The following is a 26291-nucleotide window of genomic DNA, read 5'->3' as shown; positions in this document are numbered from 1 at the left end:
GCTTCTGCTTCTTTTAATATTGATACTATTTGGGTCTCAGTCATTCGTTTGCTCATATCAAAACTCCTTATGGGTATTTTATAAGAAATTCTACGTTTGAGCTGTGTTAGTTTAGGGGATAGTTACAGCACTATCCCAGCCGATGATAAAGCTAGTGCTATAAGAAGCAGACCAAATCATCGATATTATTAAACCGATAAGCATTCCCACTAGTAGGCTACCTATCAGGCGCCAATGACTAATATAAGTGTTTGCTGCTATTGCCATAACATTATCCAAGGTTTATAAATTACGATAGACACCCTACCCCTATTAAGCACTACTTTTGACCAAACGTCTAAACCCATTGAAGATGAGTGGCGTGCTATCTGTTAAGCATTTATTGCATTAGGGATAGGATGGTACTTGGTTTGCTTGCTGTGTATAAGCTAACTAAACCCTTAGTCTGCGCTAAGCTTCTGCTATGTCTTATTTCGTATTATAGAGTCATACCAACCAGGTAGCTGACAAAACCAATAAACACAATGTCAGAAATTGACTTAATACCAAGGAATAACCTTATGAAAAACTTATCTATGTTAACCAAATCAGTGATTGTCGCCCTTAGTATTGCAGGTGTAGGAGCAGCTGCTATCGCTGCGCCGATGGTCAATACTAAAGCCGTAACCAACTCAATGGCTAGTTCAAGCGAAGCTGTCAGCGCCATGCAGAGTAAAGTTAGCCTAACGCAAGCTATGGCAATTGCCAAACAAAATACTAAAGGCGATGTGGTCAAAGCTCAGTTTGATTATGACGATGACCATGCCAATAAGAATGGGGCGGTAACAGGAGAGTATGAAGTCGAGTTGGTAGCCAACGGTACAGCTTATGAAGTAAAAATCGATGCCAATACTGGCAAAGTTTTAAAGACTAAGCAAGAAACTCTAGATAAAAAGGATATGGCTGAGTATAACGCCATGAAACAAGCCAAAGTAACGCTCACGAGTGCCATGCAAACCGCAGCACAGAGTCTAAATGGTAAAGTAATAGCAGCTGAGTTCGAGCTAGAAAAAAATCAGGCTCTTTATGATCTCGAAGTGGTCAAAGGCAATCAGATTTATAAGGTGAGCATAGACGCTAATACGGGTAAAGTATTGAGCAGTCAAGTCGATGTAGAAGACGATGATTAAAAAAGGATCAAATCGCATCTACAATATTCATAAATTTTCAGTGCTAATGAGCATTATCAATTAGATCATTGGGCCATCAAAATGATAGTTGTAATCGCACTTTAAAGCTTAGATTGACATCAAGCAGTAGCCGACACCTTAATTATGATGGTATGGGCTACTGCTTTTTTTATTGATGGGGTATTTAGATTTTAAAAATAACCTGTAGCCTAACGCCGCCTTTAAAACTAGATATTTCTAAAATCAATACTTTGCAAAATGAGTAATGATTGATTGTTATTGAGTTTAAAATAGCCATAATTGTCTTCTAATCTCATGGCCTTTAATACCACACTATCTGATACTGCTGGCCCATTGGGGATTTAATTCAATGGCTAGTCATAAAAATATTTTTGCTCCCTAAGCTGAGCTTAAGGTTGGTTTGTTGTAATAGTTATCACACAAACTATTATGAGAGTGACGATCATGAGCACAAATAATGAAAATAATGCGCTTGAGCCTACTGCTATACCCTTATCTAACGCTCCTATAACTAAGCAAGTACGAGTTTGGGATATCTTAGTAAGAGTTACCCATTGGACAGTAGCTGCTGGTATCATGGCTAATCTACTGTTCACCGAAGACGGTAGCGACCTGCATCAATATGTCGGTTATACGGTCGTAGCCTTAGTGGTTATCCGTTTACTTTGGGGCTTGGTCGGCACACGTTATGCCCGTTTTACTGATTTTTTCCCTACGCCTGTACGCATCAAAAATCACTTAGCTGATCTAAGGCAACGCCGTAACGATGAGCAGCATCTAGGTCACAATCCATTAGCTGCTATTATGGTGCTAGCGTTATGGGCCGTCATTATAGGCTTAGGCATCAGTGGCTATTTAATGGAATCGGAAATTTTAGGCAATAAGGATTTATTGGAGGAAGTTCACGAACTACTCGCTAATAGCTTATATTTGCTTATTCCATTACATATTATATCCGCTATTGTTATGAGTTATTGGCAACGGCAGAACCTTATTAAATCAATGATAACTGGTAATAAGCAAGTAAAAGACCAGCGCTCTACTGTAGAGTAAACCTGTGATGGAGGAATAGATGGCACGCATATTACTAATCGAAGACGATAGCACTATTGCGGAAGGTATAATTGCTGGGCTAAAGAGCCATGGCATGATGGTCGATTGGTTCAGTGATGCCAAGCAAGGTGAAATGGCACTGCAAGATGGCATGTTTGACGCTGTGTTGCTTGACTTGACTTTGCCAAAGGGTGATGGGATGACCGTACTACAGCACTGGCGAGCTAAACAGCTAGACACCCCAGTATTGATCATTACTGCTCGCGATGCCATTGCTAATCGAGTGGCTGGATTAAATGCTGGCGCTGATGATTATTTAGTCAAACCTTTTGCCTTAGATGAAGTAGTCGCCCGCCTGCAAGCATTGATGCGTCGAAGTCAAGGACGTAGTCAGCCTGAGATTCACTACGGTGAACTCGTTTATCAGCCACACAGCCAACAACTGACTTATCAAGGTCAAGCGCTAGAACTAACGATCAAAGAGGTGGCGATATTAGAGCAAATGCTGACGCATCCTAAACAGATTCATAGTCGAGCCAGCTTCGAGGACAAACTCTATGGCTGGCAACAAGACATTGAGAGCAATGCTATTGAAGTCCATATTCATCATTTACGCAAAAAGCTCGGCAACGACTTTATCCTCACCAAACGCGGTATTGGCTACTATCTTAATCCAGCCTATAGCCAAGTCTAATCCTTAGAGTAGGCAAATCTGGCCTAATTATTTTTATCTTTATTCCTACTTGCCATTTTATGATGTGAGTCTATGAAAAGTATCCAGCGACGGCTATTAACCTCCTTACTCATTGGTCTGCCTTTATTATGGCTGCTAACCTCAAGCTTTATTGCGTGGCAGTTGTGGCATGAAATCAATGAGATGAATGATACCCAAATTACACAAGTCGCCCGTTACTTAATAGGGGTCTCTGCTGATGATGACGATAAAGATAAACAAGACAATGCAGAGCGCGATAATAAAAACAAAGCTCACCCTATTACCAAAATTTATAATTTAAAAAGCAAGCAGTTATCAGGTGATTTAGGAGACGCTGAGGATGACTATATGGGTTTTGCTATTTGGGATAAACAGGGCCACTTGTTAGCCGCTGACGAAAATGGTCAAGCATTCTCTTTTTTACCAGACCAGCGTGGTTTTTTAGAAGAGAACAACTCTGCTTACCAGCGCCTTAACCCTTTTAGTAAGAGCTGGCGTTTATTTTATGTGCACGATGACTATCACGGTCATAATGATCATGACGGTTCTAATAAGCATGATGGTTCTAATGAGCATGATGGTAGTGATAACAAGCAAAAAGATCGAATCATAGCGGTGGGCCAAAACCTCGACTCACGGCAAAAGATGATCGTTGGCGCTATGTCAGTACAAGTACTACCCATGCTGATTGGGCTGTTTGCTTTTATGAGTTTGGTAGTTTGGTTAATTAAGCGCGGTTTTAAGCCGTTAAGCCAAATCAGTGATGATCTGCAACAACGTCAGCCGCAAGATGATAGTCCTATCACCGCCGATGTGCCGAAAGAGATCCAACCTTTAGTAGCAGCCTTGAACGTATTATTTATAAAAGTGGCCGATACTTTGGCTCGTGAACAACGTTTTACCGCTGATGCCTCGCATGAACTACGCAGTCCTCTTGCCGCCTTAAAGTTACAAGCTGACTTGTTACAACAGCAGCTATTACAGCTATCAACTACCGAAGATAATCAGCTTTTTTATCATGCGCAAAAGATCAGCGCTGGTATTGAGCGCGCTACTCATTTAGTCGAGCAACTATTAGTATTAGCCAAAATAGAGCCAGAACAGCACCTACCCCCCGAGCAACTAGTCACACCAGATTGGCTAATGTTGACCGATATTGTGCTCAGCGATGTCAATCGACTGGCTCGTGAAAAGCATATTCAATTAAAGCGCACCGTCCAATGTAATGACCCTAACGCTATATTACCTATAGTCGTTAACCCTATCTTATTCAAACTGTTAATTCGCAATCTACTAGATAATGCCATTCGCTACTGTCCAGAAGGCTGTTTAATCGACCTTCAGTTGGATACTGATAGCATTAAGGTGATTGATAACGGCATTGGCGTAGAGCCTGAAACATTAGCACGCTTAAGCGAACGCTTCTACCGTCCAGCAGGTCAAAGCCAGTTGGGTAGCGGTCTAGGGCTATCAATCGCTAGTAGAATAGCGCAACTTCACGGTCTCAGCTTAACCTTTGCCAATCGCACTGCACCAGCAACAGGCCTTATCGTTACTATTAAACCTGAGATAAAAAGCACGATACAAGCCTAATCCGCCTTATCTTAAGATTGAGTTAATATTCACAGCGTATGCTACTCGTATTCCCTAATAACATGCTATGGAGTACAAGCTATGACCTTACCTCTCTTAAGACCCTTATTACTAACTGTCGCTGCTACTTCGTTAGTATTCTTCGGCGGTGTTATCGGCTTGGCTGTACAGTCGACTGAACCTGACAACAGCTCATCAATAGCCAATCTCGTCACTCAAAATACTAAGGGTGATGCTACTTCCTCTGATGCAGTAGCTGCTAAAACAGCCCTAAACTCTCTATCACCATCCTTATTGACTACGCAATCATCCCTTGCGGCCCTTAACCCTGCGCAAGCAACAGCTTTGGCTAAAAAAAATTCGCCTAGTTCGCTATTGCAAGCGACGCCTGAGCTTATAAATTATAACGGGATGGTGGCCTACGAAGTGCGCTTAGATAGTGGCACTAGTTACATTGATGCCAATCTAGGTACTGTCCTTAATCCGGTCGCTGCCGATAGCTATGGCGTTGAGGGCGTGGATGACGATGGCTATAAAAATGCCGATTATAAAGATGGCGACTATGAAAATGACCACCATGACAATAAGCACAAAAGCAATAAGCACAGTAAGCGCCAGCACGATGATAAAGACTATAACGACAATGAGCGCTTAATCGCCACTAACTATAAGCCACATGATGGGGATGACTACGATGACTAATAGCAACTCACATTCGCCTAAAACTGTTAGCAAGCCTGTCAATAAGGTAGCCAAAACAGCTAAAAAAGCCGACCCTTTTGTAGCGCTTAAAAGCAGCATTATGATTCTATCAATGGTCGGTACTATGGCAGGGTGGCTATTACTGTTGAACCAAGAGACAGATAACCAATCAGTAGATACCGCCATGTTGAGTACTTCTGTTATTGCTGCTAATGAGACGGTGGCTGAGCCGATGCCGATCGTTGATATTAGCCAGCTACGACAAGTCAATGAAGTTCAAGCAGTTGAAGCTGTAACGGTCGTTGCCCGCACGCGCTCTTCTCGATAAAAGCTTATAGACTGTTCTGGGCTGGGCTAGTCAAGTTAAGCTTGCAGTGACCACTATAATCTCGAACCGTGGCGCTGCTAACCACTGGAGCTTTGATATGAAAAATTCCCTACCTAAAGCCAGTATACCGCAACTAGTGACTTTTACCCTGCTAGCTATGGGTTGCCATATTCAGATCAGCCTGAATATTACTAGACTGCGTGCACGGTATTCGCAAGCGCTCATAGATCAGCAAGTTGCCTTATTAGCCAGCGAGGTGCAACAGCAATTGATTGATTGGGAACATACTTTTAGCCGCTTTGATGAGACCAGCGCACTGATGAGGCTTAATAATAATACTGATCAATGGACTACCGTCAGTGCCGAGCTGTTTGCAGTATTACAAAGTGCTATTTATTTCGTTGCTAAGACTCAAGGTTTAGTAACCCCTACTCTACTTAACTCTATTTGCGCAGCTGGCTATAAGCAGTCATTCGAAACTCTACCCAAACCACCTCTAGTAGCCAAACAAGCTAGCACTATTTGGCTTGCTACAGATTCCAGCCAATGCTTACAACGCCCGCGCCTTACTAGCAGTAGCAATGAGTATAGAAGAAATAGTAGCAAGCACAGTAGCAACACTGATGACAACAGTAGCCATCAGTACATCGAACGCATCCAACTGCGCCTATTAGCTAATGGTGAGCATCAAGTATATCTTCCTACAGGAATGGGCCTAGATTTAAATGGTTATGTCAAAGGCTGGTGTGCTATGCAATTGGCCGAGCAAATTAGTAAAAGTCATGACTACCCTATGCCCTGCTTAGTTGATATGGGCGGTGACATAGCTATCGGCGTAGTGGACGACCAAGATATTAACAAACCGATTGTTTGGGGGATTGCGGTTGCTAAAGCGCAGCTTAATACTACTGCGCAGGTTGACAATCAGCAAGATGAAGATGTGGCAATCCTTGCTATTAGCTCCGGCGCTGTAGCTACATCAGGGCAAGACTATCGGCGCTGGTGGCATGGCGACCAGTGGCAACATCATTTAATTGATCCTGACAAAAACGCTCCCGTAGTTAGTGATGTATTAACCGCAACCGTAGTCGCTACTGATACCCTGACGGCCGAAGTATATGCCAAATACTGCGTGCTGCTTGGTGTCAAACAGGCGATGGCATGGCTTAAGCAGCACCATATTGCAGCCCTCTTAATCACTACAGATAATCAGGCTATTGCCTCTGCTGCTATTTTGCCAAAGTTGGTGCAGCCAAATTTAATAGCGAGCTAATTCATGCGGGCCAAGATAAAAGCTAGATAAGTTGCAAACCAGTTAAGGCAACCGACAACTATTTTAAAAGACCGATTTTAAAAGACCGATTTTAAAACACCGATAAGTAGTAGATAACCACCTTGGATAGACAGCCCTTTATAGGAGCACCATCATGCAAACTAATACCCTGATTGACAATCATAGCCATTCCAGACTGACAAAAGTCGCTAAGGTTTTATCGGTTGTATTAATTTTGACCCTTAGTATTTTAGGGGGTGGCTATGCGCTTTTGACATGGGGTGAGACGATTTCTCAACTACTGCTAGCCACTGATAAGAACTTTTGGTACTTGTCACGGGCCAGCGGGGTTATTGGCTATAGCCTATTTTGGCTAGCAATGGTGTTCGGTTTATTATTGAGCACCCGTCTAGGTAAGCATCTTAATGCCGCACGAGTATTTGCCTTGCATCAATATCTAAGCTTGATTGCAGTGGGCTTCGCCGCCTTCCATGCCGGTATCTTGTTAGCAGATAGCTACCTAAATGTTAACTTATGGCAGGTTTTAGCGCCCTTAGGTTTTCAGACAGACCGTGTTGGTGTTGCCTTAGGTCAATTAGGCTTTTGGTTATTATTTATCTGCGCTTTTAGCTTTTATCTTAAGAAATATATTGGTCAGTCAGCATGGCGATGGCTGCACTTTTTAACTTTTAGTGCTTATATGTTGATCAGTATTCACGTATTCATGGTGGGATCTGATAGTCGGGCACTGCCTTTATTATTATTTTATGCAGGCAGTCAGACCATAGTTTTTTTATTGATAAGCTATCGACTATTGGCGCTAAGACTAGCCAAATAAGTTGCTGAAGAAGAATAAGCGACAATGATGGCAACCTTGATAATGGAGCGTTAATTCGGTAGATCAGTTTGAGTAAAGTTAATTAATTTAAAAATTAATGATATACTAAATTATATATTGATAGCTGTTGTTTTGAATCACTTGCTGTAGTTTTGCAAAGTGTAAATTGCTGACTTTTATGAGGCTGAAAACTACTAAAGCTATCGCAGCTATATAATCTCTTTTATCACTACCAAAGGCACTACTATGAAAACCGCAAATGACTTAGTAAAAATTGCTAAAGCACAGATAACCGACGTTTCACTCGCACAAGCAGAAACAGCCTGCCGTAAAGCCGATGTCATTATCGATGTGCGAGAGCCTGATGAGTACGCTGCTGGCCATATTGAAGGAGCGGTCTCGCTACCTCGTGGAGTGCTCGAATTCAAAATTGCTGACTTGCCTGCCGTTAGCAGTGCCGATACTGATATCTTGATTTACTGCAAGACTGGCGACCGCGCCGCTTTAGCAGCGCAGTCGTTAGAAACGCTTGGCTACAAAAACGTTGTGTCTATTGCAGGTGGTTATGATGCTTGGACTGAAGCTGGCAAGCCTACAACAGCGTCTAATAATGGCCTTGATATTGATTAAGCAGGTTAAAAGATTAAAAGGTTAACTAGTAGTCAGACTACTAGTAGATAAAAGCTGATGTTTACTAAGGTAAATATCAGCTTTTTTGCTTTATTAAGTTATTGATGAGCCACTATCTAAATATTAATAAGCCACTAAATATAGCAGCTAACTTAACCCTTACTCTGCGCTAAGCTTCTACTATGTCTATTTTTTTATAATGGCCTCCTAGCCCTAAAGCAGCTGACAGAACCAGTAATCATCTTGTCGGTTATTCATTTAACCTAAATTGTCAGCTATTCATTTAACCTAGGAAGTCAACCGTATGAAAAAACTATCAACCCTAACTAAGTCGGCCATCATCGCTCTGAGTATTATCAGCATTGGTACTGTCGCTATCGCCTCAGGTCAAATCCCTGCTATCTCAAACGCTGGCAACAGTGAGGCGGTAGCCATAGCCAAGAGTAAAATCAGCCTTGAGCAAGCGATAACTATTGCCCAAAAGACAGTTAAAGGGGACGTAATAAGTGCGGAGTTTGAGCAAAATGACTATATAGAAGGTGGCAAATTTGAAATTAAATCTATTGCCAATAATACTGAATATGAAGTAAAAATTGATGCGAGTACAGGTAGGGTATTAAAGACTAAGCAAGAGAAACTCGATCAACAGGACATAGCAGAATATAACGCTATAAAACAAGCTCAAATCAGTCTTACCCAAGCGCTACAAAAATCCACTCAGAGTATCAGTGGAAAAGTTATCGAAGCTGAGTTTGATTTAGATAATGGCAAGTCCATTTATGAGATTAAGATCGCTAAAGGCACCGAAATATATCAAGTCATAGTCGATGCCATGACTGGTGCTATTATTAGCAAGCAGTTAGATAATTAAGGGCTGGCGAGCGCTTACCGATAGGCTGCCGATAGCTGCAAGTGTATTAGTATAATGCTTGCAGCTTTTGGCGATCAGAAAAAATATAAATGATTTAATCAGCTGGTTGATAAATACTTATTACAGTTAAAATTAGGGAGGTGTTATGCGCGTGTTATTGGTCGAAGATGATTTAATGATTGGTGAAAGCTTGAGCGAGGCTTTGCAGGATGAAGCCTATACCGTCGATTGGGTAAAAGATGGTCGCCAAGCTATCCTGACTTTAAAAATCCAACCCTACGACATTATATTGTTAGATTTAGGGTTGCCTGAAATTGATGGCATGGGAGTATTGACTGTTATTCGTGATGCTAAGATCGATACCCCAGTGCTCATTGTCACGGCCCGCGATCAACTAAAAGACCGGATCGCTGGACTTGATCTAGGGGCGGATGACTATGTGGTTAAGCCCTTTGAGCTGGGAGAGGTTTTTGCGCGGATGCGAGTACTTATTCGCCGTGCCCAAGGCAAAGCAGACAATCAGCTTAGCGTGGCTAACCTTAGCCTCGATACCGCCCACAAACGTGTTGTTATGGATGCCAGCCCCGTTGACTTGACCGCTAAGGAATATATGCTGCTTACCACTTTTATGCTAGCACCCGAAAAAGTCATGTCCAAAACTGAGCTTGAAGACTCGCTATATGGCTGGGGCGGTGAAGTAGAAAGCAATGCTATAGAATTCTTGATTCATAGCTTAAGAAAAAAGCTTGGGCAAAATAGAATAAAAAACGTACGAGGCTTAGGCTGGTATATTAGTAATATTTAAAACGGCCCTCACTGTTTTTATAATCAATTTTTTATGGTCAATAGAGAAGATTGTCAACATGACGCTGATTCAGAAGCCCTTCAAATCTATGCAGTTTCAGCTGATCTTTTGGCCGGTGCTGTCCTTATTGCTACTAGCCATAGTCGCTGGTGGCTACGGATTTTGGTACAGCTATAATGAAATCAACGACTTTCAAGATGATAATTTAAAAAATACCTCAGCGTTATTGCAGCAGTCACTCAGCATTAATGCTTTACAGAGTAATAGTAGTTCAGATAATAGTGATTTGGTGAACAACAATATTCACTTTGATACCGATGATGATGACGGTGCCATTACCGTTGATATTATAATGCTAAATATGAAGTCCCCTAATCTTGTAAAGGATTATCAAAATAAAGACAATAACAAGGACAAGCATGATCAAGATTATTCAGCACCTATACCTAATGCGTTATTAACTGACATTCCATCAGGAATAAGCGATCAAAAAATCGATGGTCATAGTTGGCGGACTTATAGAGACGATGTCTATATTAAGTCGTTTAGTGCTGATGAAAAAGTAGCCCTTATCCTACGCCAGCAGACGGACCTACAAGATGATTTAGCCAAGGCCAGCGCCCTGCAATCTTTTTTGCCTCTTATTATTGGCATGGCGCTTTTGTTACTTTTACTGCCCTTTATCATGTGGCGAATGATGAAGCCTGTACGCCAATTACACTATGAAATAAGGCAGCGCAACGAGAACGACTTAAACCCTCTAAGAATTGAACACTTACCTACTGAGTTATTACCTTTAGCAGAGTCGTTAAATCGGCTACTAGCTCTAGTAAAAGTCAGTATTGAGCGTCAGCAACGCTTTATCGCTGATGCAGCTCACGAACTACGCTCACCCCTGACCGCGATATCATTACAGCTACAACGACTACAGCGCCATGCTCAAGATCCGCTTATGACGGCGGGCTTAGACAAGCTAGCTGGCCGACTTAGCCGTAATCAAAAGCTGGTGGAACAGCTGTTAACCTTAGCACGGGCAGGTAACATCACTAATCATACCGCGCATACACCAGTCTGCCTCAAAGCTACTATCGAACAAGTCATTAGCTTGCTGATACCGATTATCGATAGCAAAAATATGGAGCTAACGGTGCAATTATTGACTGACTCCTCAGAGGACGCAGAAGCCACTATAGATGAAACGTCATTATTAATACTGGTTAAGAACCTTATCCAAAATGCCATTATCTATAGCCCAGAACACAGCCAAGTAGCTATTCAACTCTGTCGCTTTGGCCCCATAGCAAAACAGCCAACTAGTGATGATGTCGCTTTATTAGATAGCCTTGGTACTCATATCATCGGTCTTATAAAGCCCGAACAGTTACCTCTCCAACTTGCCGGCAGATTAGTACTACAGATTATGGATTCAGGCGCAGGTATTGATCCTGATGATTACAGCAATGCTTTTGAGCCTTTTGTACGACTTAGTCAATCAGCTAAAGCAGTAGAAGCAAGCTCTGAAAAACTTGCCACCAACACACGCTCTGACAGTGCCAGCAACCAGAACAATGCCATAAACGGCAGCGGATTAGGACTATCTATCGTTAAGTCTATTTGTGAGCAAGCAGGTATTGATCTGTTCATGAGTACCTCTATCTTGACCGATGCAAAAACAGGCAGAAATACTGGGCTATGTGTAAGCTTAGTCTTCTAGAGCAAGCCTCAAATCTTTTGCAACGGTTTAAACCCTTATAATCGTTAAGGTCCTAGATATTGATATTTTTTCAGCAGCTACCTTGACACTTTCTTAACAGCTATCTTGATAATTTAGTAACTGCAAAACAGGCAATATGCCATTAAATTTGCTTATCAAGAGAGTGAATCCATAGATGACCCCCACCTTAAAATCTGAATACTCAACGATTGCTCCCAATAACGATCCAATGAGCGATGCTTTATCAAAAGTTCCAGCAGTGACTTTGATTTTTTGGCTAATAAAAGTTGCAGCAACGACTCTTGGTGAGACCGCAGGTGACGCTCTGTCAATGTCGATGAATCTAGGATATATCGTCAGTACCGCTATATTCGCTGTCATATTCGCCATCGCAGTCGCCAGCCAAATCAAAGCCAACTCGTTTAATAAATGGTTATATTGGGCAACGATTATTGCCACAACCACTTTAGGCACCACAATAGCAGACTATGTCACCAGATCACTGGGTATCGGTTACGCTGGCGGCTCAGCATTGCTTATAGTTTTGCTCGCAATTTGCTTATTCGCTTGGCAAAGGACTATGGGCAGTGTTGCTGTTGATAGCGTTAGCAAGCCTAAAGCTGAAGTGTTTTATTGGACTACTATTATGTTTTCGCAGACTCTTGGTACGGCACTAGGTGACTGGGTTGCGGACTCTAAGGGCATGGGTTATACCACTAGCGCTATTATTTTTGGCACTTTATTAACCCTTATTGCTATAGCGCATTTTACTACTAAGATCTCTAAGACTTTGCTATTTTGGAGCGCGTTTATCCTTACTCGACCCTTAGGTGCAGTATTAGGAGACTTTTTGGATAAGCCTATAGATCATGGTGGCCTTGCTTTAAGTCGCTTTGGGGCGTCGGCGGCACTATTGGTTTTTATTATTGCTTGCCTATTAGTGTTTAAACAAAGAGCCAGTACTAAAGCTCACTGATGGCTTCAAATTAATGTCACTTAACTACAAAAACCGTCAACTATGATGCTTGTCGATGCTACTGTTGATGCTGCCCGTGCTTGTTTTATACTTTCTCATCGCTAACAAATACACAGGATGAGCGATGGAAGCCAAAAATATTATGGAACCGCCAACCAATTGAGTGGCGGTCATCGTTTCATGATTAAGATAACCAAAAACACTAGCAAAAATAACATCTAAATTATAAATTAAAGAGGCGCGCACATTACCAATTCTATTTTGGAACTTTATTTGTAAAACAGTAGTTATTACTGTGGCAATCACTCCCATATACAGAATGGATAACCAAACCTGCATCGGTAAGTTATTTGGTATTCCTAAGCTTAACGGATAATAGGATAGAAAAAAAACACAAAATAGTGACTGGAAAAATATAAAGCGTAAGCCATCACCAACCTTAGCACTAGGTTCTGAGGAGTCTTTAAAAAAGGACAAGTAGCCGATTAACAGTATTGATAAAGCAATAGCCAAAGAGGACAAGCCTGCCCACCAATAGCCTATATTAAATTGTTGAAACTTAGGATTCAAAATGATAATAGCGCCTATTACCCCCAAAGAAATAGAAAATACGTCAATCTTTTCAGGTTTTTTCTTGTATAACACTGAGGTAAATATGATGAGAATGATGGCATTAGTAGAGATTATAAAAGCAGTTGCAGAGGAAGGTAAAAATCTTAAAGCGTTACTTTGACCTACGAACTGTAGCGCTATTAGAAGACCAAAAGCCAAGCTTGCGACTATTAGCTTCTTATCTACTTTCAATAAGTACTTTATGGCAAAAGGGGTGATAAATAACAGCGCGATGAATGATCTAAAAAAAGCATAAATCCCAGCATCTACTTGGCTTACTGCATTATGAGTTATCGGAAACCCTAAACCCCATATCACTGGAATCAAAAAGATAAGGTAATAACTTTTTTTATTTATACTAGTCATATTAACCCTATATTCCTATAAAAAATCTGTCCCCGTCTGATGCCCCTATTACTTTATCGATAAAATCATAAATAGCGATCGGCGACAGTCGCAATGGCTAATAAATACTTATGCAACTTTATGACTATTTAGATTATCGAATAAACAGCAAGCCACTTTATAGCTCATATAAAGTGGCTTGCTGTTTATTTAATGGCTACAGCAACTACAGCAACTACAGCAACTAACAGAGTAAAGCTATTAACAGGGAGCACTACAGGTCTACTAATAAGCTATTATTTAGCGAATAGTACATGCTTGCTTTTTTGATAAGCCGCTAGTCCATCCTCGCCAAGCTCACGACCAATACCACTTTGCTTAAAGCCACCCCATCCTGCTTCTGGCAGTACAATCTGTTGCTCGTTAATCCAAAAATGACCCGCATTGATTTGTAGGGCCATCTCTAAGGCGCTTGATTGATCGGCGCTAACAATAGTTGCCGCCAAAGCAAACTTACTATCATTGGCTAAGCGTAACGCCTCTGCATCATCTGTAAAGGTAGTGCTAACTAGCACTGGCCCAAATATCTCCTCAGTCCATAAGCGACTGGTTGTTGGCACTTTGGTATAAATCGTTGGACTGACAAAATAGCCTGCTCTATCCAATACTTGGCCACCAGTAAGACAAGCAAGATTTTCCTCAGTAGCGATCTGTAAGTAGTTATGCACTTGCTTGAGCTGTTGCTGGCTAACTAATGGACCCATTTGCGTAGTAGCCGCAAAACCCTCACCAATATTGATATTCTGGGTATGAGTTTTTAATTTTTGGTATAGGGACTCAGCTATGTCGCAGTGTACTAATAGCCTTGAGGTGGCTGAACATATTTGCCCAGCATTAGTAAATATACCGCCAACGATAAGCTCACAAGCCAAGTCTAAGTCGGCATCGGCGCGTACCACGATAGCCGACTTACCACCAAGCTCAAGACTGATATCTTTTATGCCTTTTGCCGCTTGGGTCATTACCTTTTCACCGATTGCATTACTACCAGTGAAAGATATTTTATCGATCAACGCATGGCTAGTCATCGCCGCCCCTACTTCAGCCGCGCCCGGCAAGATATTGACTACCCCTTTTGGTAGGCCGATAGACGACAATATATTGCCTAACATCAATTCTGGTAGCAGAGTGACCTCAGAAGGCTTCAATAGGACTGTGCAGCCTGCTGCTAAGGCTGGCGCTAACTTCCAAGCGCTAGTCACCATAGGGAAATTCCAAGGCACAATAAGCGCACAGACTCCAATAGGCGCATAAGTTTTTAGTAGGCGGACGCTGGATTCAGTGGTTGAGACTTCAGTCCAAGTCTCTTGCTTAGCAATGAGGTTGGCGTAATAGCGATAGCTAGCAATAGCATCACTAGCATCTATTTTTGCCTCTTCAACAGGCTTGCCATTGTTCAAAACTGATAGGGCCACTACCTTGTCGAATCGCTGCTCCAGTGCATCAGCAATAGCATGCAAATAACGGGCACGTTCGCTTACTGTGGTTTGTGACCAACTAGCCAAGGCAGCAGTAGCGGCCGTAACAGCAGCCTTTACGTGATCTTTAGTAGATAATCGTGTCTTAGCAATGACTTGCCCTACACTTGGATCATATAGGCAATGCCCATTATCACTATTACTATCATTATCGTTGTTACTGTTACTGTTACTGCTACTGCTACTGTTGCTGTCATCGGCTAATGGCGCTATCGTCACCCACTCGCCATCTATGTAAGCGGCATTTAAGACTAGCTCATTTTTGACGGTGCTAAGTGCTGCTTCTCTGCTTATAGAGCTATCTGTAGTCATATTCATAATTGGCTACTACCTTTAATGATGTTATTAGAATCAGCAGCTATACTAGTAACCGATTTGATTTTAGTAGTTATATCATCAAATCGGCTGGCGTAAAGGCTATAGTTCAGGATGCTTAATACAGTAGATGAGCTACTGAGGTAATAACCACTAAGCTAATAATGGTACGAAGAATAAAGATAATAAATAGCTCTAGAATATTGAGCTTAATATTCGATTTCAAGATTAGAGCGCCAACCTCAGACATATAAATAATCTGAGTAATAGAAGCTGCACCCACGATAAACCGTGTCATCTCGCTCTCAATACTCTTACCAACCAATGCAGGTAGATACATATCGGCAAAGCCCATAATCATAGCAGGAGCAGCTTCTGCAGCTTCTGGAATCCTTAGTAACTCAAGCACTGGTACTAAAGGTGTTGCTAGCCAATCGAACACTGGCGTATATTCAGCCAAACCCAGGCCAATAGTCCCGATAGCGAAGATAACCGGAATAAGTCCAAAGTAGATATCAAACAAGTTTTTTAGACTGTTTTTGAATACGCTAGCTAAGCTTGGCATAGAGTGCGCGCGGGTTACTGCTCGATTCAGCGCCCATTGATACATACTGTATTGAGCTGGAATTTCTTCATCGAGCAAGCTTTTACCAGAATGATAGGTATCCGGCTTGAGAGATAAAGGCGGTATGCGCGGCATAATGATAGCGGCTATAAAGCCAGTCAATGATACAGTCAAATAAAAGTAAACGAAATTATTGTCAACGCCGATAGTTTTAGCAACTACGTAGGTAAAGGCGATAGAGGTTACTGAAAAGGTAGTAGCAATAATGGCGGCTTCGCGCAAACTATAAAAGCTTTTATCATACTCTTGCATAGTGACGAGTAGACCAATAGAGGCTGCCCCAAACCAAGAAGACATAGCATCTACTGCCGAGCGTCCCGGTAATTTAAACAGCTTAACAAATACCTTGCTGGCTAAAGTTCCCAAAAACTCCATCAAACCAAAATCAGTCAAAAACGGTAGCGACAAAATCGCAAAGAAAAATAATGGAATTAGAATTGGAACCAAATCCTCAAAAATAACCCCACCAGTATTACGATTGATAAGAAACTCAGGGCCTATCTGTAAAAAGATCATCCAAGCAAACGAGGTTCCTAAAAGGCGTGCTGCCAGCCAAAACCAATCGACATCGAACATCCCTTTTATTAGAGAACCCTCAGGTAAATTAGGTCGCAAGACTTTCATTACCAACGCCCCTACAGATGATATCGACACTATGGCTAATACCACATAAACAACGGCAGTCCCTAAAACTGATTGTAGAGTATCAGTTAGAACCCCTAATAAAATAGTGATCTTGCCATCCCACTGAAATGGGATGATAAATAGCGCAATACCTAAAGCTGAGAATAATATAAACTTCCAAAAAGCTCCTTGCCACTGCTTGCCTTGCGGTGTTTTTGGATCAACATCACTATTCCCTAACACTGGCTGCTGCGACTTATTAACATGATTTGTCATCTACTTCCTCCTTGATAGGCGATCACCGCCAATTTTTCCCTTTAACTGTTTGACCAATTCCTGGATTGAGCGAATTGGTCGGATCCAAATCTTTATAAAAAAAGCTTAAGGCTGACTTAGCACGATAAACATGGCCTACGTTATGTTCAGCGGGGTATTCAATATGGCGCTGATCATAAAAATCTAGTAGGGCTTGCTTAAACTCTTTTGCATCCACATTAGGCTGTAACAGATAATCTTGATGCATCACATGACAAAAGAAGTGACCGAGATAAAAGCACTGTTTTACTTGACCTTGTAAGTTTTTAGGCAGCACTTCATCCCAGTCTAAGGCGTTTCTAGGTAGCGCAATATCTGTTGATAGCAATTGACCAAAGTCATTTTGATGCAAGTGATAATAACGAAACATAGCCGCTGTTGCGGCGCTGCGAAATATCAATAACGCTTGCCCCTGTTTAGGTGTGCAAACATGCAACTGGCCTTGATGTTGTTGGATATGCGCCTGCAAAAAGCTCTGAGCTGCCTCGACATGTTCATCGGCTACTTTAATGATTAAATGATAATTATAGGCTAGTGCTTGGCGCGAGAGCGACTTAGGAAGGGCGGCGGGCATAAATATTGAGGCTAGCTGTAGCAGGCGATCTGGCAGAGTCTTTGGCAAGTGCCACTTTTCTAAGTAATAGCCTACTTGCGCTTGCAAACGATATAAAGCGCCTATCTTGCTAGCAGGTAATTGACGCATACTTAGGCAAGTATCACGACCGTAACGCAGAGTGATGACGTTATAGTCTTTATGCATATATTCCGCAAATACTGGCAAACGCAGCTCACTTTTTAACCAAGCTTGCCGTAACGCAGTTAGGCTATCAGCGCTGTCAGTAGATATATAGAAGGTTTGCTCTTGAGTGGTTTTAGGAAATGTCGCTACCCTGACTGCAAACACAATTAACTTGCCAGCGGAGCCAGCAGCTTCGAATAGACCTTTAGGATCATTATTATATCTTGCTGGAGTCGCAGCATCACAATCGCGTACCACGGTTTGATAATGCTGATTAGCACTAGCTCTATTGCTTATTGAACGATCCGTTATCAGCGTATCAGTTGATAGAGAATCTATCGACGAAGCATCGACTTTTTCATCAAAGCGACTAGGCTGCTCAAACTGGCCAAACTGTAGACTATTTAGTATCTGCTCTGGATCGTCACCAAGCTCTATCCCTAAATGATTGATAAGCTCAAACTGACCTGAAATATTGCGTCTAGCATACAGCGCCATCTCAGTATAAGCCGGACCACGCTGAACTAGCATGCCACCTGAGCTATTACAGATACCGCCGATAATAGAAGCTCCGACACAGCTAGAGCCCAACACAGAATGCGGCTCACGGCCTAGCGGGGCTAAGATAGTCTCTAACTGTTGCAAGGTTGCCGCTGGTAGTGCAATAGCTTCTGTAGCATTATTCAGTAGATGAATACCGTTTAAAGACTGCATAGAAATCACTACTACTGGCCGATCATAGTCACCAAATGGAGTAGAACCCCCAGTCAGTCCAGTGTTCGCCGCTTGGGCAATAATAATAACGTCTGCTGCGGCGCAACTATTGATGACGCGCCACAGCATCACTAAAGATTGCGGAATGATGACCGCCAATAGAGGCGGTGTAGACTCATTCACCATACCTTTAGCATAGGCTTGCTGCTGGCTAGGTTTTGTGAGCACATTTTTGTGCCCAACAATATCAGCCAGATCTATTAATAAGCGAGACGAGTGATTAGCATGGGACACTATAGACGCTCTTCCTTGATCGACTAGGGTTCAATATAACTGGCACAACTTGCATAACCTGCGTGACAAGCATAGCCAGCACCACTCATACCGATAGCTAGCTAAAGTAGGTAAATGACTCACCCATTTCAGCAATAAAAGTATCAGCCTCATCGACTTCATAAATAAACGGTTGTTGCCCTGCTAAGTCCTTTTGCAGTGCCTCTATCAATTGCTGTTGGCTAGTGATTCTGCGATAGCCCGCGCCAAAGCCAGCTGCTAAAGGCTCAAAATTTGGGGTTTTAATATTGACACCGATAAGCGGCAGTCCGCGCTCTTGCATATAACGGCGAATTTCGCCATAGCCTTGGTTATTCCACAATAATACGATCAAGGGTAACTCTAATTCAGATGCGCAGATAAGCTCCGCTATAGTAAACTGAATCCCACCATCACCGATCAAACTAATCACTGGATCATTAGTCGCTAATCTCGCTCCAATAGCAGCTGGCAAGCCGTAACCCAAAGTGCCGAAGCCGGTTGATGAATTAAACCACTTACGAGTAGCTAGCGCTTCAAAGCCATGATTACCGCTATAGACAGGCTGAGCGGAATCACCGACGATGATCACATCTTTAACGTTATCTCTAATCAGTTTGAGCAACGCATTTTGACCTGCAAAGCTGTCTGGCATTTGATCTATCAGTGCTTGTTTGACTTGCTCAACACGTTGCTCAGCTTGATGATTTAGGCCTTTAGCTAAGCCTTGCTGCTGCAGGCGCTCACACAATCCACTAATGGCCATTTGCGCATCACCTAATACCGCGATATCCGCTCTAAAGGGACGCTGCAATTGTCCAGCATCGCAGTCAATACGAATAAGAGTGCCGTTAATAGCGAAGCCTTCATCAAACACCACATCGTAGTCCGTCTCACCAAGCTCAGTACCAATAGCTAATACCACATCAGCTGCAGCAATCAGCTCACGACTGGGCGCTAGAGACTGATTACTTCCTAAGCTTAACGGATGAGCTGGTGGCAATAGACCTTTAGCATTTACCGTCAAGAATGTCGGTGCATCGATGAGTTCCGCAAGTTTTTGCGCGTCACCATCTACCCCACTGCAGCCGCCGCCGTACAACACTACTGGATTCTTTGCCGTTTTTAGACAGTCAATGATGGCATCGAGTTGGCTAGGATGCGGCAAAGGTCGCCTAACTTGCGCTGGCAATCTAGTATTTGCACTAGCCTTGCTATTTGCAGATGTGTCAGAGGCTTTAGGAGGCTTAGCAACATGGCTAGCATCAGCAGTGATGATATCGATAGGCAACTGAATATGCACGGGGCCAGGACGCGCGCCGTTGAATAAAGCAAAGGCTTCGGCGATAACTTTCGGTAGTGACTCCGGCTGCCAGATGGTCTTACTAGCTAGCGCCACTTTACTGACCATTCCTTGCTGATCATGCAATTCGTGCAAATGCCCTTCACCACTACCAGTATTACCGATTTTATTCACGCTAGAGATCACTAGCATCGGTATAGAGTCAGCAGCAGCTTGCGCCATGGCGGTCATAATATTGGTCATTCCGGGGCCAGTAATAATAAAACAAACCCCAATTTTGCCAGAAGCACGGTAATAGCCATCAGCCATAAATCCGGCCCCTTGCTCATGGCGCGGCGTGACATGGCGAATGTTGGTATTTGGCAGGCCGCGATAAAGCTCTACAGTATGCACGCCCGGAATACCGAATACCGTCTCTACCCCATAATACTCCAACCACTCTACCAATAGCTCTCCACAAGTTATTGAAGGCAAAACTGCCGAATTATTGGTTGCCGTAGTGACTATTGACGTTGCTTCCTGCATCGATTGCATGGTAAATCATCCTTGAAATCATTGAGCGTTTAGAGTTGAAATAATGTATTGGGGGTTAGGTTTACGGTTAGTGCTAAGCTGTTGAACAAATGCTTATAGATCATGATGCCGTAGCCAATCATCAATCATAATATTGAGACGCTCTCCTGAGAAACTAGGAAAATGACCACCATGTACGATACGCACAGGTAATGCATTTAGGCGTCTCATGCTATTGGCGTAGTCAGAAATATTGCTGTGCCAAGTATCTTCAATTAGCGGACCGTCGTAAATCAAGTCGCCCGAGATTAATACTCCACTAGCTGCCTCCCAAAGAGCAATACCGCCAGGTGAGTGGCCTGGCGTATGAACCACTTCAAATTGCCGATCACCTAGATCAATCATATCGCCATCTTCAAGCTCAACGATTTTTGCCGGTGCAGGGATCTTATAGCCGCAATGCGCATAAGGAACGGGAGGTAAAGCATCAAACATCTCATCATTTACGAACATATCAGCTAAGGTTCGAGCATTATCTGGTGCCGCTAGAATATCAGCCTCTGCAGCATGTACATGACAACAATCAAACTCGCTAGCTGCACCGATATGATCAAAGTGAGTATGACTGGCGACACCGACCACTTCACGTTCAGCCAGCAGAGCGACATGACGGCGTAAGGGTACAGCACCTAAACCGAAATCTACCAACAAATCACGTTTACTACCTTTTACGTGCCAAAGGTTACAGCGAAAAAAAGGTTTGATCCATGGCTCGTCAATCAAGGTAATACCGTCGTTAACATACTGAGTCCGATACCATTTTTCCGCTTCTATCCGTTTTAGAGAACTCTTTTTCATGAGTCATCTCCCTTTAAATTTTGCAGATCTTTCAAATAGTCTTGGTTAGCTCGACTTTCATCAATGCGTGCCAGATTAATGCTCACTATTGATATAGCAGAATCATACCCAAGGCTAGCCAATACTTCTCCATCAGGGCCAGCTACTAAGCTGTGACCGCAGTAATGTAGTTCATCCTCTATACCAGAGCGGTTGATGCAAGCAACAAAGCATTGGTTATCCATCGCTCGGGCACGAACTTGCAGTATCTGACGTTCTGCATTCGGTAGCATATTAGCGGTAGGAGATAGAATGATCTGTGCGCCTGCTTGTGTAAGCTCTCTAGCTATTTCTGGAAATTCATTGTCGTAACAAATCATTATTCCCAAACATCCAAAAGGGGTGTCAACTACGCAGTGCTGGTTACCAGCAGTAAAATGTTCGTTTTCACGGCCCCACAGCTGACGCTTATGATAAGTGGCGATACGCTCACCATTATTGTTTAACAAAACAGCAGCGTTATTTAACTGGCTATCAGACTGACTTTCGGCAATACCAAATAATATATATAAATCGTACTTAATAGCCAGCTTTGCGACTTGAGTAGAAATTGGTCCATTTACTGGTTCAGCCAAAGTATCAAGGCTGTCGAAAATATTGTATCCAGTTAGAGCCAACTCTGGCATTGCTAGCAAGTCTGCTTTGCCATGCTTCGCTAGTTGACATAGCTGCTCTAAAGCCTCTAAATTGGCAGAAGGATCAGCCCATATAGGGTCGGTTTGCGCCAGCATCAATCTCATGATAATGATTCCTCTTGGTCTGATACCGTAGAAACATTATGGCGAGTAAATAAAGTAGCTCCCAACCAGTAAAGCGCACCAGTGATGATAAATACAGGTAAAGACGCGCCAAACGGTGGAGGAGAAATTATTGCCCAGTAAGCTGCCAAAGATGCGCCAATAAAGTAAGCTGCAATAGCAATCTTAGCAGTGGGTCGTCCTAGCTGATGCTTAGAATTAAGAAGCTGAGCGGTATAACCTTCTTGACCTACTAGATAGTAATCAACAATCATTACTGAAAATGCTGGAATGAAGAGCGCCCCTACTAGTAGTAAGAAGTTCTGAAACTGATCTAAGATACCGGGAATTAGGGCACCAAAAATAGTCACTAAGCCAATTATTAATGCTGGTTTCCAAAAGCTCATATTAGGCGCTATATTCATACAAGATAGAGTAGCGCTATAAACTGCCATAACATTGGTTGTCATCACCGAGAAGAAAATGACTAATGCCGCAGGTAAACCAAAACCAAAATCTGCTAACAAACGCGTAGGATCGTAAGTCTGTTCCATGCCATTGAGTATTGAAAGCCCAGAGATCATAGCCCCTAAGCCCATAGCCACTATAGCTGCCATAAGGTAGCCAAAATACGTGCCCCAAACTGCAACTTTTGCGGTCTTACAGTTACGGTTATAGTCTGCTGCCGACGACATCCAAGAAAACGCAGTAGCAATCACAATATCAAAAGCAATGCCTAAAGTAATTCCATTGCGAGACTCAATTGGCATCTCAAAAAGAGCTGAAACATCATAGTGCTGATTGAGCTGATATAACACCACGACCGTCAAGCCAGCCATTGCCAGTGCTGCCCAGCGTTCGACTAGCTCAATACCCAGATGACCACGTAATACAATCAGTACCACTACGCTCTCACAAAGAATAACGAAGAGTGGTAGATTGCTATAGCCTATAGTAGCCTCAACAGCGTAGTTGAGACTCATACCAGCTAGCAGAGCTTGAATACAGCTCCAAGCAATTAGAACGCACATGTTCACTAATGAGATCATTTGGCTGCCGAGTGGCCCATAAGCCCTACGAGTCAACGCCATTGATGGTAGCCCAGTGCGTTGGCCCATAAGGCCAACTAACAGTAATGGAATTGCACCAATTAATGAGCCAATTAGTACAGTCGTTATAGCCATACTAAAGCTTAAGTCAGGTACTAATAGCATACCAGTTAAAATAGTAGTGACTACTATGTTGGCACCGAACCATAGAGCAAATGTACCAATCGAGCTTAAACTGTGACCGGTATCATTTGGTGATAATGTATCTTGGCCAAAAAATGAAGATGGTTTGCTCATTACGGTTTTCCTTAACCGAACTATATGAATACTAGTGCCTCAAATGCACTAGTTACGACAAAACTATCCATAGAAATATCGTATTGAGACCACTATGATAATGCTACGACGCTATAAGATAGGCTTTTACCAGTCACTATCTTCGACCGTCATAGCTGGTCCAATATTAATCAACTCTGGTTAATCAACTATGACTAATAAATAGCCTTAACCTTTTCGTCGTAGCGTACACCGGGCAAAATACACAGCATCTCAAACAGCAAGTTTGCTGCTAATACTGAAGTGTTACCAAAAGGGTCATAAGGCGGTGAGACTTCGACCAAGTCACAACCAACAACGTCAAGACCACGCATACCACGAATGATCTCTATCGCTTGTGGTGAAGTGAGCCCCCCAATTTCCGCCGTACCTGTACCCGGAGCAAAGGCGGGATCGATACCATCAATATCGAAGCTTAAATAGACAGGACCGTCGCCCACTTTTTCTCTAACTTCTGCCATCAGTGGCGTCAATGATTTATACCAGCACTCTTCAGCAGGTACGACACGGAAGCCTTGTTGAGTGGACCAATCAAATTCTTCAGCGCTATAACCGGTACCACGCAAACCTATCTGCACTACCCGATTACCATCAATTAGGTTTTCTTCAACAGCACGACGAAATGGCGTACCATGAGCAATTTTTTCACCGAACATATCATCATTAATATCAGCATGAGCGTCGATATGCACTAGCCCTACAGGGCCATGTTTCTTTGCTAAAGCTCGCAGAATAGGTAAGGCAATAGTGTGATCACCACCTAAAGTCAAAGGTATGGCACCATGGCTGACAATTTTTTCTGAGTAAAACTTTTCAATGATATCGATGCTTTTTAGTAAGTTAAAAGTATTGATAGGAACGTCGCCAATATCAGCGACTTGCAATGACTCAAAAGGGGCAGCGCGTGTAGCCACATTGTAAGGACGAATCATGCGCGACTCATCACGGATTTGTCTAGGACCCAATCTTGCACCACTACGGTTTGAGGCCCCAATATCTAGTGGAACGCCAACGAAAGCGACATCTAGCCCTTGAGCGTCAGCTTGAGTAGGTAGACGCATCATAGAAGCAAAGCCACCAAATCTTGGCATGTCATTACCACTTAACGGTTGATTGAATTCCATTTTCATATCCTTTAGGGTGATTGCAGTCATTAACGCTCATCAAAATAAGCAAATATCTGATATACATTTACAATACCTAAATAACTGCGGTCAAACCATGCTAAAGTTCAGAAGTAAACTTCTGATATTCAGTAGTAATCGCATTTTAATACTTATATCCAGAAGTTAATAACTTCCTGAAAATTTCTATATCGCTAAATGCTGCACAGGTACACTGAAGCCGCACTAAGTAAATGCGCATTTTTAGCGTCATAGCGTTAGTCAGTATTAATCACTGCTAACTCTTGCTAAGTAACATAATCTAGTTGAGGTAAAGCTAATGTTTAATGAATTGATTAGGATAGATGTCAAGACCTTGCGTAGTTTTATGGCTATTGTAGAGTGTCAGGGGGTGACCGCTGCCCAATCTCAACTAAATCTCACCACCTCAGTAATCAGTGGTCATCTTTCGCACTTAGAGGATCGGTTAAAGATGACGCTTTGTTTGCGAGGTCGTGGCGGCTTTGAGTTGACAGAAGATGGAATAGCGGTTTATGAGGCTTGTTTGAGCTTTCACGATGCGGTAGCTAGTTTTGAGCATCAACTACACTATATCCGGCAGCTGGACTCAGTGCGTGGCGGTCATATTCGTCTATGTCTAGCGGATCAGTTGCCAACATTTTTTTATGATGCCCTGCAACAATGTCTATCCGCTAGCTATGAAGAAAATCCATTAATACATTTCTCTATTGATGTGCAAAGCCCAGAGAATATGCTAGAGAATTTACTTAACAATGAGAGCGACATCGGGGTTGGTTATTTTAGTAGTTTTCCCCCTGCCCTCACTTTTAAGCCTGCCTTTACCGAAAAACAAGTGGTCTGCTGTGGGTCTAAACATCACCTATTTGCTCAAACTAATGCTAGTGAAGCAGAACAGTTAACTTTTGACAGGCTAGAACAAGACTACCCTTGGGTCAGAAGAGGCTATGGTGTAGATCATCAAATCAACCATATTCGCCCAAGAACTCTAAGTGCTACTACTTATCATATGGAGGCGACCGCGCAGCTTATCCTTGCCGGACATCATGTCGGCTATTTGCCCAATGATTTAGCGAAACGCTATGAAGCGATGGGACTAATGAGAATACTGTTAGTGGATGAAGCCAGTTATGATGTGCAACATCATTGGTCCTATCGACAAAACCTACATAAGCAAGTTGCGGAGTTTTTAGATCAAATGATTAAACTATTATTAGCAGGCCCTAGTGCTGGTTAATCAGTGAAAATCTGACTTATAAGCAGTTTTTGCTGTCGATTAAAAGATAACCTTGGTGCGCTTATCTATTTATTGTTTTCACCACAATCCAGTTAAACCTGAGTGAGGTAATAAAGGTAGTATGCTAAGGGCTATTAATCGGATAGTCAGGCAAATAGGCAAGCGAGCTAGTCGTTAGCCAACTTATGCCAGCTAATACCGCACAAGAACTCTGGGACTATAATCAGCGCTCATATTATCAGCGTCAACA

General features: G+C 42.6%; 23 protein-coding genes. 14 read left to right on the top strand and 9 right to left on the bottom strand.

The window, feature by feature from the left end:
• Positions 1 to 560: 560 nt before the first annotated feature.
• The 13 genes from JMY09_RS12490 (at position 561) to JMY09_RS12430 (ending at position 12688) form a co-directional block, all read left to right on the top strand.
• Positions 561 to 1169, top strand: coding sequence for a PepSY domain-containing protein (locus JMY09_RS12490; RefSeq protein ID WP_201624019.1), 609 nt, complete (start codon positions 561 to 563; stop codon positions 1167 to 1169).
• A gap of 465 nt (positions 1170 to 1634) precedes the next feature.
• Positions 1635 to 2243, top strand: a complete 609-nt coding sequence (locus tag JMY09_RS12485) for a cytochrome b/b6 domain-containing protein (protein ID WP_201624017.1) — start codon at positions 1635 to 1637, stop codon at positions 2241 to 2243.
• Between the two features lie 19 nt (positions 2244 to 2262).
• Positions 2263 to 2937 carry a response regulator gene (locus JMY09_RS12480; protein WP_201624015.1) on the top strand — a complete coding sequence of 225 codons (675 nt, stop codon included), beginning with the start codon at positions 2263 to 2265 and terminating at the stop codon, positions 2935 to 2937.
• Positions 2938 to 3009: 72 nt separating this feature from the next.
• Positions 3010 to 4551, top strand: a complete 1542-nt coding sequence (locus JMY09_RS12475) for an ATP-binding protein (protein ID WP_201624013.1) — start codon at positions 3010 to 3012, stop codon at positions 4549 to 4551.
• 81 nt (positions 4552 to 4632) lie between these two features.
• Entirely contained in the window at positions 4633 to 5253 is a 621-nt protein-coding gene (locus tag JMY09_RS12470; RefSeq protein ID WP_201624011.1) for a hypothetical protein, read from the top strand.
• A complete protein-coding gene (locus JMY09_RS12465) occupies positions 5246 to 5581 on the top strand; it encodes a hypothetical protein (RefSeq protein ID WP_201624009.1) in 336 nt (111 codons plus the stop codon). Before JMY09_RS12470 ends, JMY09_RS12465 begins: the two co-directional genes overlap by 8 nt.
• A 97-nt stretch (positions 5582 to 5678) precedes the next feature.
• On the top strand, positions 5679 to 6854 hold the full coding sequence (locus JMY09_RS12460) for an FAD:protein FMN transferase (protein WP_201624007.1): 1176 nt from the start codon (positions 5679 to 5681) through the stop codon (positions 6852 to 6854).
• 154 nt (positions 6855 to 7008) lie between these two features.
• Positions 7009 to 7692 (top strand): ferric reductase-like protein, encoded by a 684-nt coding sequence (locus tag JMY09_RS12455; protein WP_201624005.1) that lies wholly within the window; start codon positions 7009 to 7011, stop codon positions 7690 to 7692.
• 246 nt (positions 7693 to 7938) lie between these two features.
• Positions 7939 to 8322 (top strand): rhodanese-like domain-containing protein, encoded by a 384-nt coding sequence (locus tag JMY09_RS12450; protein WP_201624003.1) that lies wholly within the window; start codon positions 7939 to 7941, stop codon positions 8320 to 8322.
• Between the two features lie 304 nt (positions 8323 to 8626).
• Complete coding sequence (locus tag JMY09_RS12445; RefSeq protein ID WP_201624001.1) at positions 8627 to 9193, top strand: PepSY domain-containing protein; 567 nt, start codon at positions 8627 to 8629, stop codon at positions 9191 to 9193.
• A 145-nt stretch (positions 9194 to 9338) separates the two neighbouring features.
• Complete coding sequence (locus tag JMY09_RS12440; RefSeq protein WP_201623998.1) at positions 9339 to 9998, top strand: response regulator; 660 nt, start codon at positions 9339 to 9341, stop codon at positions 9996 to 9998.
• Positions 9999 to 10056: 58 nt separating this feature from the next.
• The gene (locus tag JMY09_RS12435) at positions 10057 to 11712 is read left to right on the top strand and encodes a sensor histidine kinase (RefSeq protein ID WP_201623996.1); all 1656 of its coding nucleotides are present in this window, start codon (positions 10057 to 10059) and stop codon (positions 11710 to 11712) included.
• Positions 11713 to 11887: 175 nt separating this feature from the next.
• Positions 11888 to 12688: a COG4705 family protein gene (locus JMY09_RS12430; protein WP_201623995.1), complete on the top strand. Its 801-nt coding sequence runs from the start codon at positions 11888 to 11890 to the stop codon at positions 12686 to 12688.
• 36 nt (positions 12689 to 12724) lie between these two features.
• On the opposite strand, the gene JMY09_RS12425 is transcribed toward JMY09_RS12430, so the two are convergent.
• The 9 genes from JMY09_RS12425 to speB all read right to left on the bottom strand — a co-directional run bounded on the left by JMY09_RS12425 (position 12725) and on the right by speB (position 24792).
• Positions 12725 to 13666: a DMT family transporter gene (locus tag JMY09_RS12425; RefSeq protein WP_201623993.1), complete on the bottom strand. Its 942-nt coding sequence runs from the start codon at positions 13664 to 13666 to the stop codon at positions 12725 to 12727.
• Between the two features lie 275 nt (positions 13667 to 13941).
• On the bottom strand, positions 13942 to 15501 hold the full coding sequence (locus tag JMY09_RS12420; RefSeq protein ID WP_227677314.1) for an aldehyde dehydrogenase family protein: 1560 nt from the start codon (positions 15499 to 15501) through the stop codon (positions 13942 to 13944).
• A 115-nt stretch (positions 15502 to 15616) separates the two neighbouring features.
• A complete protein-coding gene (locus JMY09_RS12415; protein ID WP_201623991.1) occupies positions 15617 to 17023 on the bottom strand; it encodes a YjiH family protein in 1407 nt (468 codons plus the stop codon).
• Positions 17024 to 17045: 22 nt separating this feature from the next.
• Complete coding sequence (gene dld, locus JMY09_RS12410) at positions 17046 to 18809, bottom strand: D-lactate dehydrogenase (protein WP_201623989.1); 1764 nt, start codon at positions 18807 to 18809, stop codon at positions 17046 to 17048.
• A gap of 97 nt (positions 18810 to 18906) precedes the next feature.
• A complete protein-coding gene (locus tag JMY09_RS12405) occupies positions 18907 to 20664 on the bottom strand; it encodes a 5-guanidino-2-oxopentanoate decarboxylase (protein WP_265088023.1) in 1758 nt (585 codons plus the stop codon).
• Between the two features lie 93 nt (positions 20665 to 20757).
• The gene (locus tag JMY09_RS12400; protein ID WP_201623987.1) at positions 20758 to 21501 is read right to left on the bottom strand and encodes an MBL fold metallo-hydrolase; all 744 of its coding nucleotides are present in this window, start codon (positions 21499 to 21501) and stop codon (positions 20758 to 20760) included.
• Positions 21498 to 22280, bottom strand: coding sequence for a carbon-nitrogen hydrolase family protein (locus JMY09_RS12395; protein WP_201623985.1), 783 nt, complete (start codon positions 22278 to 22280; stop codon positions 21498 to 21500). Before JMY09_RS12395 ends, JMY09_RS12400 begins: the two co-directional genes overlap by 4 nt.
• Positions 22277 to 23623 carry a purine-cytosine permease family protein gene (locus tag JMY09_RS12390; RefSeq protein ID WP_201623983.1) on the bottom strand — a complete coding sequence of 449 codons (1347 nt, stop codon included), beginning with the start codon at positions 23621 to 23623 and terminating at the stop codon, positions 22277 to 22279. The genes JMY09_RS12395 and JMY09_RS12390 overlap by 4 nt, the downstream gene beginning before the upstream one ends.
• Before the next feature lie 194 nt (positions 23624 to 23817).
• Positions 23818 to 24792, bottom strand: a complete 975-nt coding sequence (gene speB / locus JMY09_RS12385) for an agmatinase (protein ID WP_201624023.1) — start codon at positions 24790 to 24792, stop codon at positions 23818 to 23820.
• A gap of 313 nt (positions 24793 to 25105) precedes the next feature.
• Here speB and JMY09_RS12380 point away from each other — a divergent pair, with 313 nt between their 5' ends.
• Positions 25106 to 26041 carry a LysR family transcriptional regulator gene (locus tag JMY09_RS12380; protein WP_201623982.1) on the top strand — a complete coding sequence of 312 codons (936 nt, stop codon included), beginning with the start codon at positions 25106 to 25108 and terminating at the stop codon, positions 26039 to 26041.
• Positions 26042 to 26291 lie beyond the last annotated feature (250 nt).

This window comes from Psychrobacter urativorans (genome assembly GCF_904846695.1).
GTDB classification, from domain to species: domain Bacteria; phylum Pseudomonadota; class Gammaproteobacteria; order Pseudomonadales; family Moraxellaceae; genus Psychrobacter; species Psychrobacter urativorans.
Note: the sequence above shows the minus strand (reverse complement) of the source record. Positions and strands in the feature narration are given on the sequence as shown.

Coding starts and splice junctions, on each gene's coding strand:
- JMY09_RS12490 (WP_201624019.1), top strand. CDS start 561: ATGAAAAACTTATCTATGTTAACCAAATCAGTGATTGTCGCCCTTAGT.
- JMY09_RS12485 (WP_201624017.1), top strand. CDS start 1,635: ATGAGCACAAATAATGAAAATAATGCGCTTGAGCCTACTGCTATACCC.
- JMY09_RS12480 (WP_201624015.1), top strand. CDS start 2,263: ATGGCACGCATATTACTAATCGAAGACGATAGCACTATTGCGGAAGGT.
- JMY09_RS12475 (WP_201624013.1), top strand. CDS start 3,010: ATGAAAAGTATCCAGCGACGGCTATTAACCTCCTTACTCATTGGTCTG.
- JMY09_RS12470 (WP_201624011.1), top strand. CDS start 4,633: ATGACCTTACCTCTCTTAAGACCCTTATTACTAACTGTCGCTGCTACT.
- JMY09_RS12465 (WP_201624009.1), top strand. CDS start 5,246: ATGACTAATAGCAACTCACATTCGCCTAAAACTGTTAGCAAGCCTGTC.
- JMY09_RS12460 (WP_201624007.1), top strand. CDS start 5,679: ATGAAAAATTCCCTACCTAAAGCCAGTATACCGCAACTAGTGACTTTT.
- JMY09_RS12455 (WP_201624005.1), top strand. CDS start 7,009: ATGCAAACTAATACCCTGATTGACAATCATAGCCATTCCAGACTGACA.
- JMY09_RS12450 (WP_201624003.1), top strand. CDS start 7,939: ATGAAAACCGCAAATGACTTAGTAAAAATTGCTAAAGCACAGATAACC.
- JMY09_RS12445 (WP_201624001.1), top strand. CDS start 8,627: ATGAAAAAACTATCAACCCTAACTAAGTCGGCCATCATCGCTCTGAGT.
- JMY09_RS12440 (WP_201623998.1), top strand. CDS start 9,339: ATGCGCGTGTTATTGGTCGAAGATGATTTAATGATTGGTGAAAGCTTG.
- JMY09_RS12435 (WP_201623996.1), top strand. CDS start 10,057: ATGACGCTGATTCAGAAGCCCTTCAAATCTATGCAGTTTCAGCTGATC.
- JMY09_RS12430 (WP_201623995.1), top strand. CDS start 11,888: ATGACCCCCACCTTAAAATCTGAATACTCAACGATTGCTCCCAATAAC.
- JMY09_RS12425 (WP_201623993.1), bottom strand. CDS start 13,666: ATGACTAGTATAAATAAAAAAAGTTATTACCTTATCTTTTTGATTCCA.
- JMY09_RS12420 (WP_227677314.1), bottom strand. CDS start 15,501: ATGAATATGACTACAGATAGCTCTATAAGCAGAGAAGCAGCACTTAGC.
- JMY09_RS12415 (WP_201623991.1), bottom strand. CDS start 17,023: ATGACAAATCATGTTAATAAGTCGCAGCAGCCAGTGTTAGGGAATAGT.
- JMY09_RS12405 (WP_265088023.1), bottom strand. CDS start 20,664: ATGCAATCGATGCAGGAAGCAACGTCAATAGTCACTACGGCAACCAAT.
- JMY09_RS12400 (WP_201623987.1), bottom strand. CDS start 21,501: ATGAAAAAGAGTTCTCTAAAACGGATAGAAGCGGAAAAATGGTATCGG.
- JMY09_RS12395 (WP_201623985.1), bottom strand. CDS start 22,280: ATGAGATTGATGCTGGCGCAAACCGACCCTATATGGGCTGATCCTTCT.
- JMY09_RS12390 (WP_201623983.1), bottom strand. CDS start 23,623: ATGAGCAAACCATCTTCATTTTTTGGCCAAGATACATTATCACCAAAT.
- speB (WP_201624023.1), bottom strand. CDS start 24,792: ATGAAAATGGAATTCAATCAACCGTTAAGTGGTAATGACATGCCAAGA.
- JMY09_RS12380 (WP_201623982.1), top strand. CDS start 25,106: ATGTTTAATGAATTGATTAGGATAGATGTCAAGACCTTGCGTAGTTTT.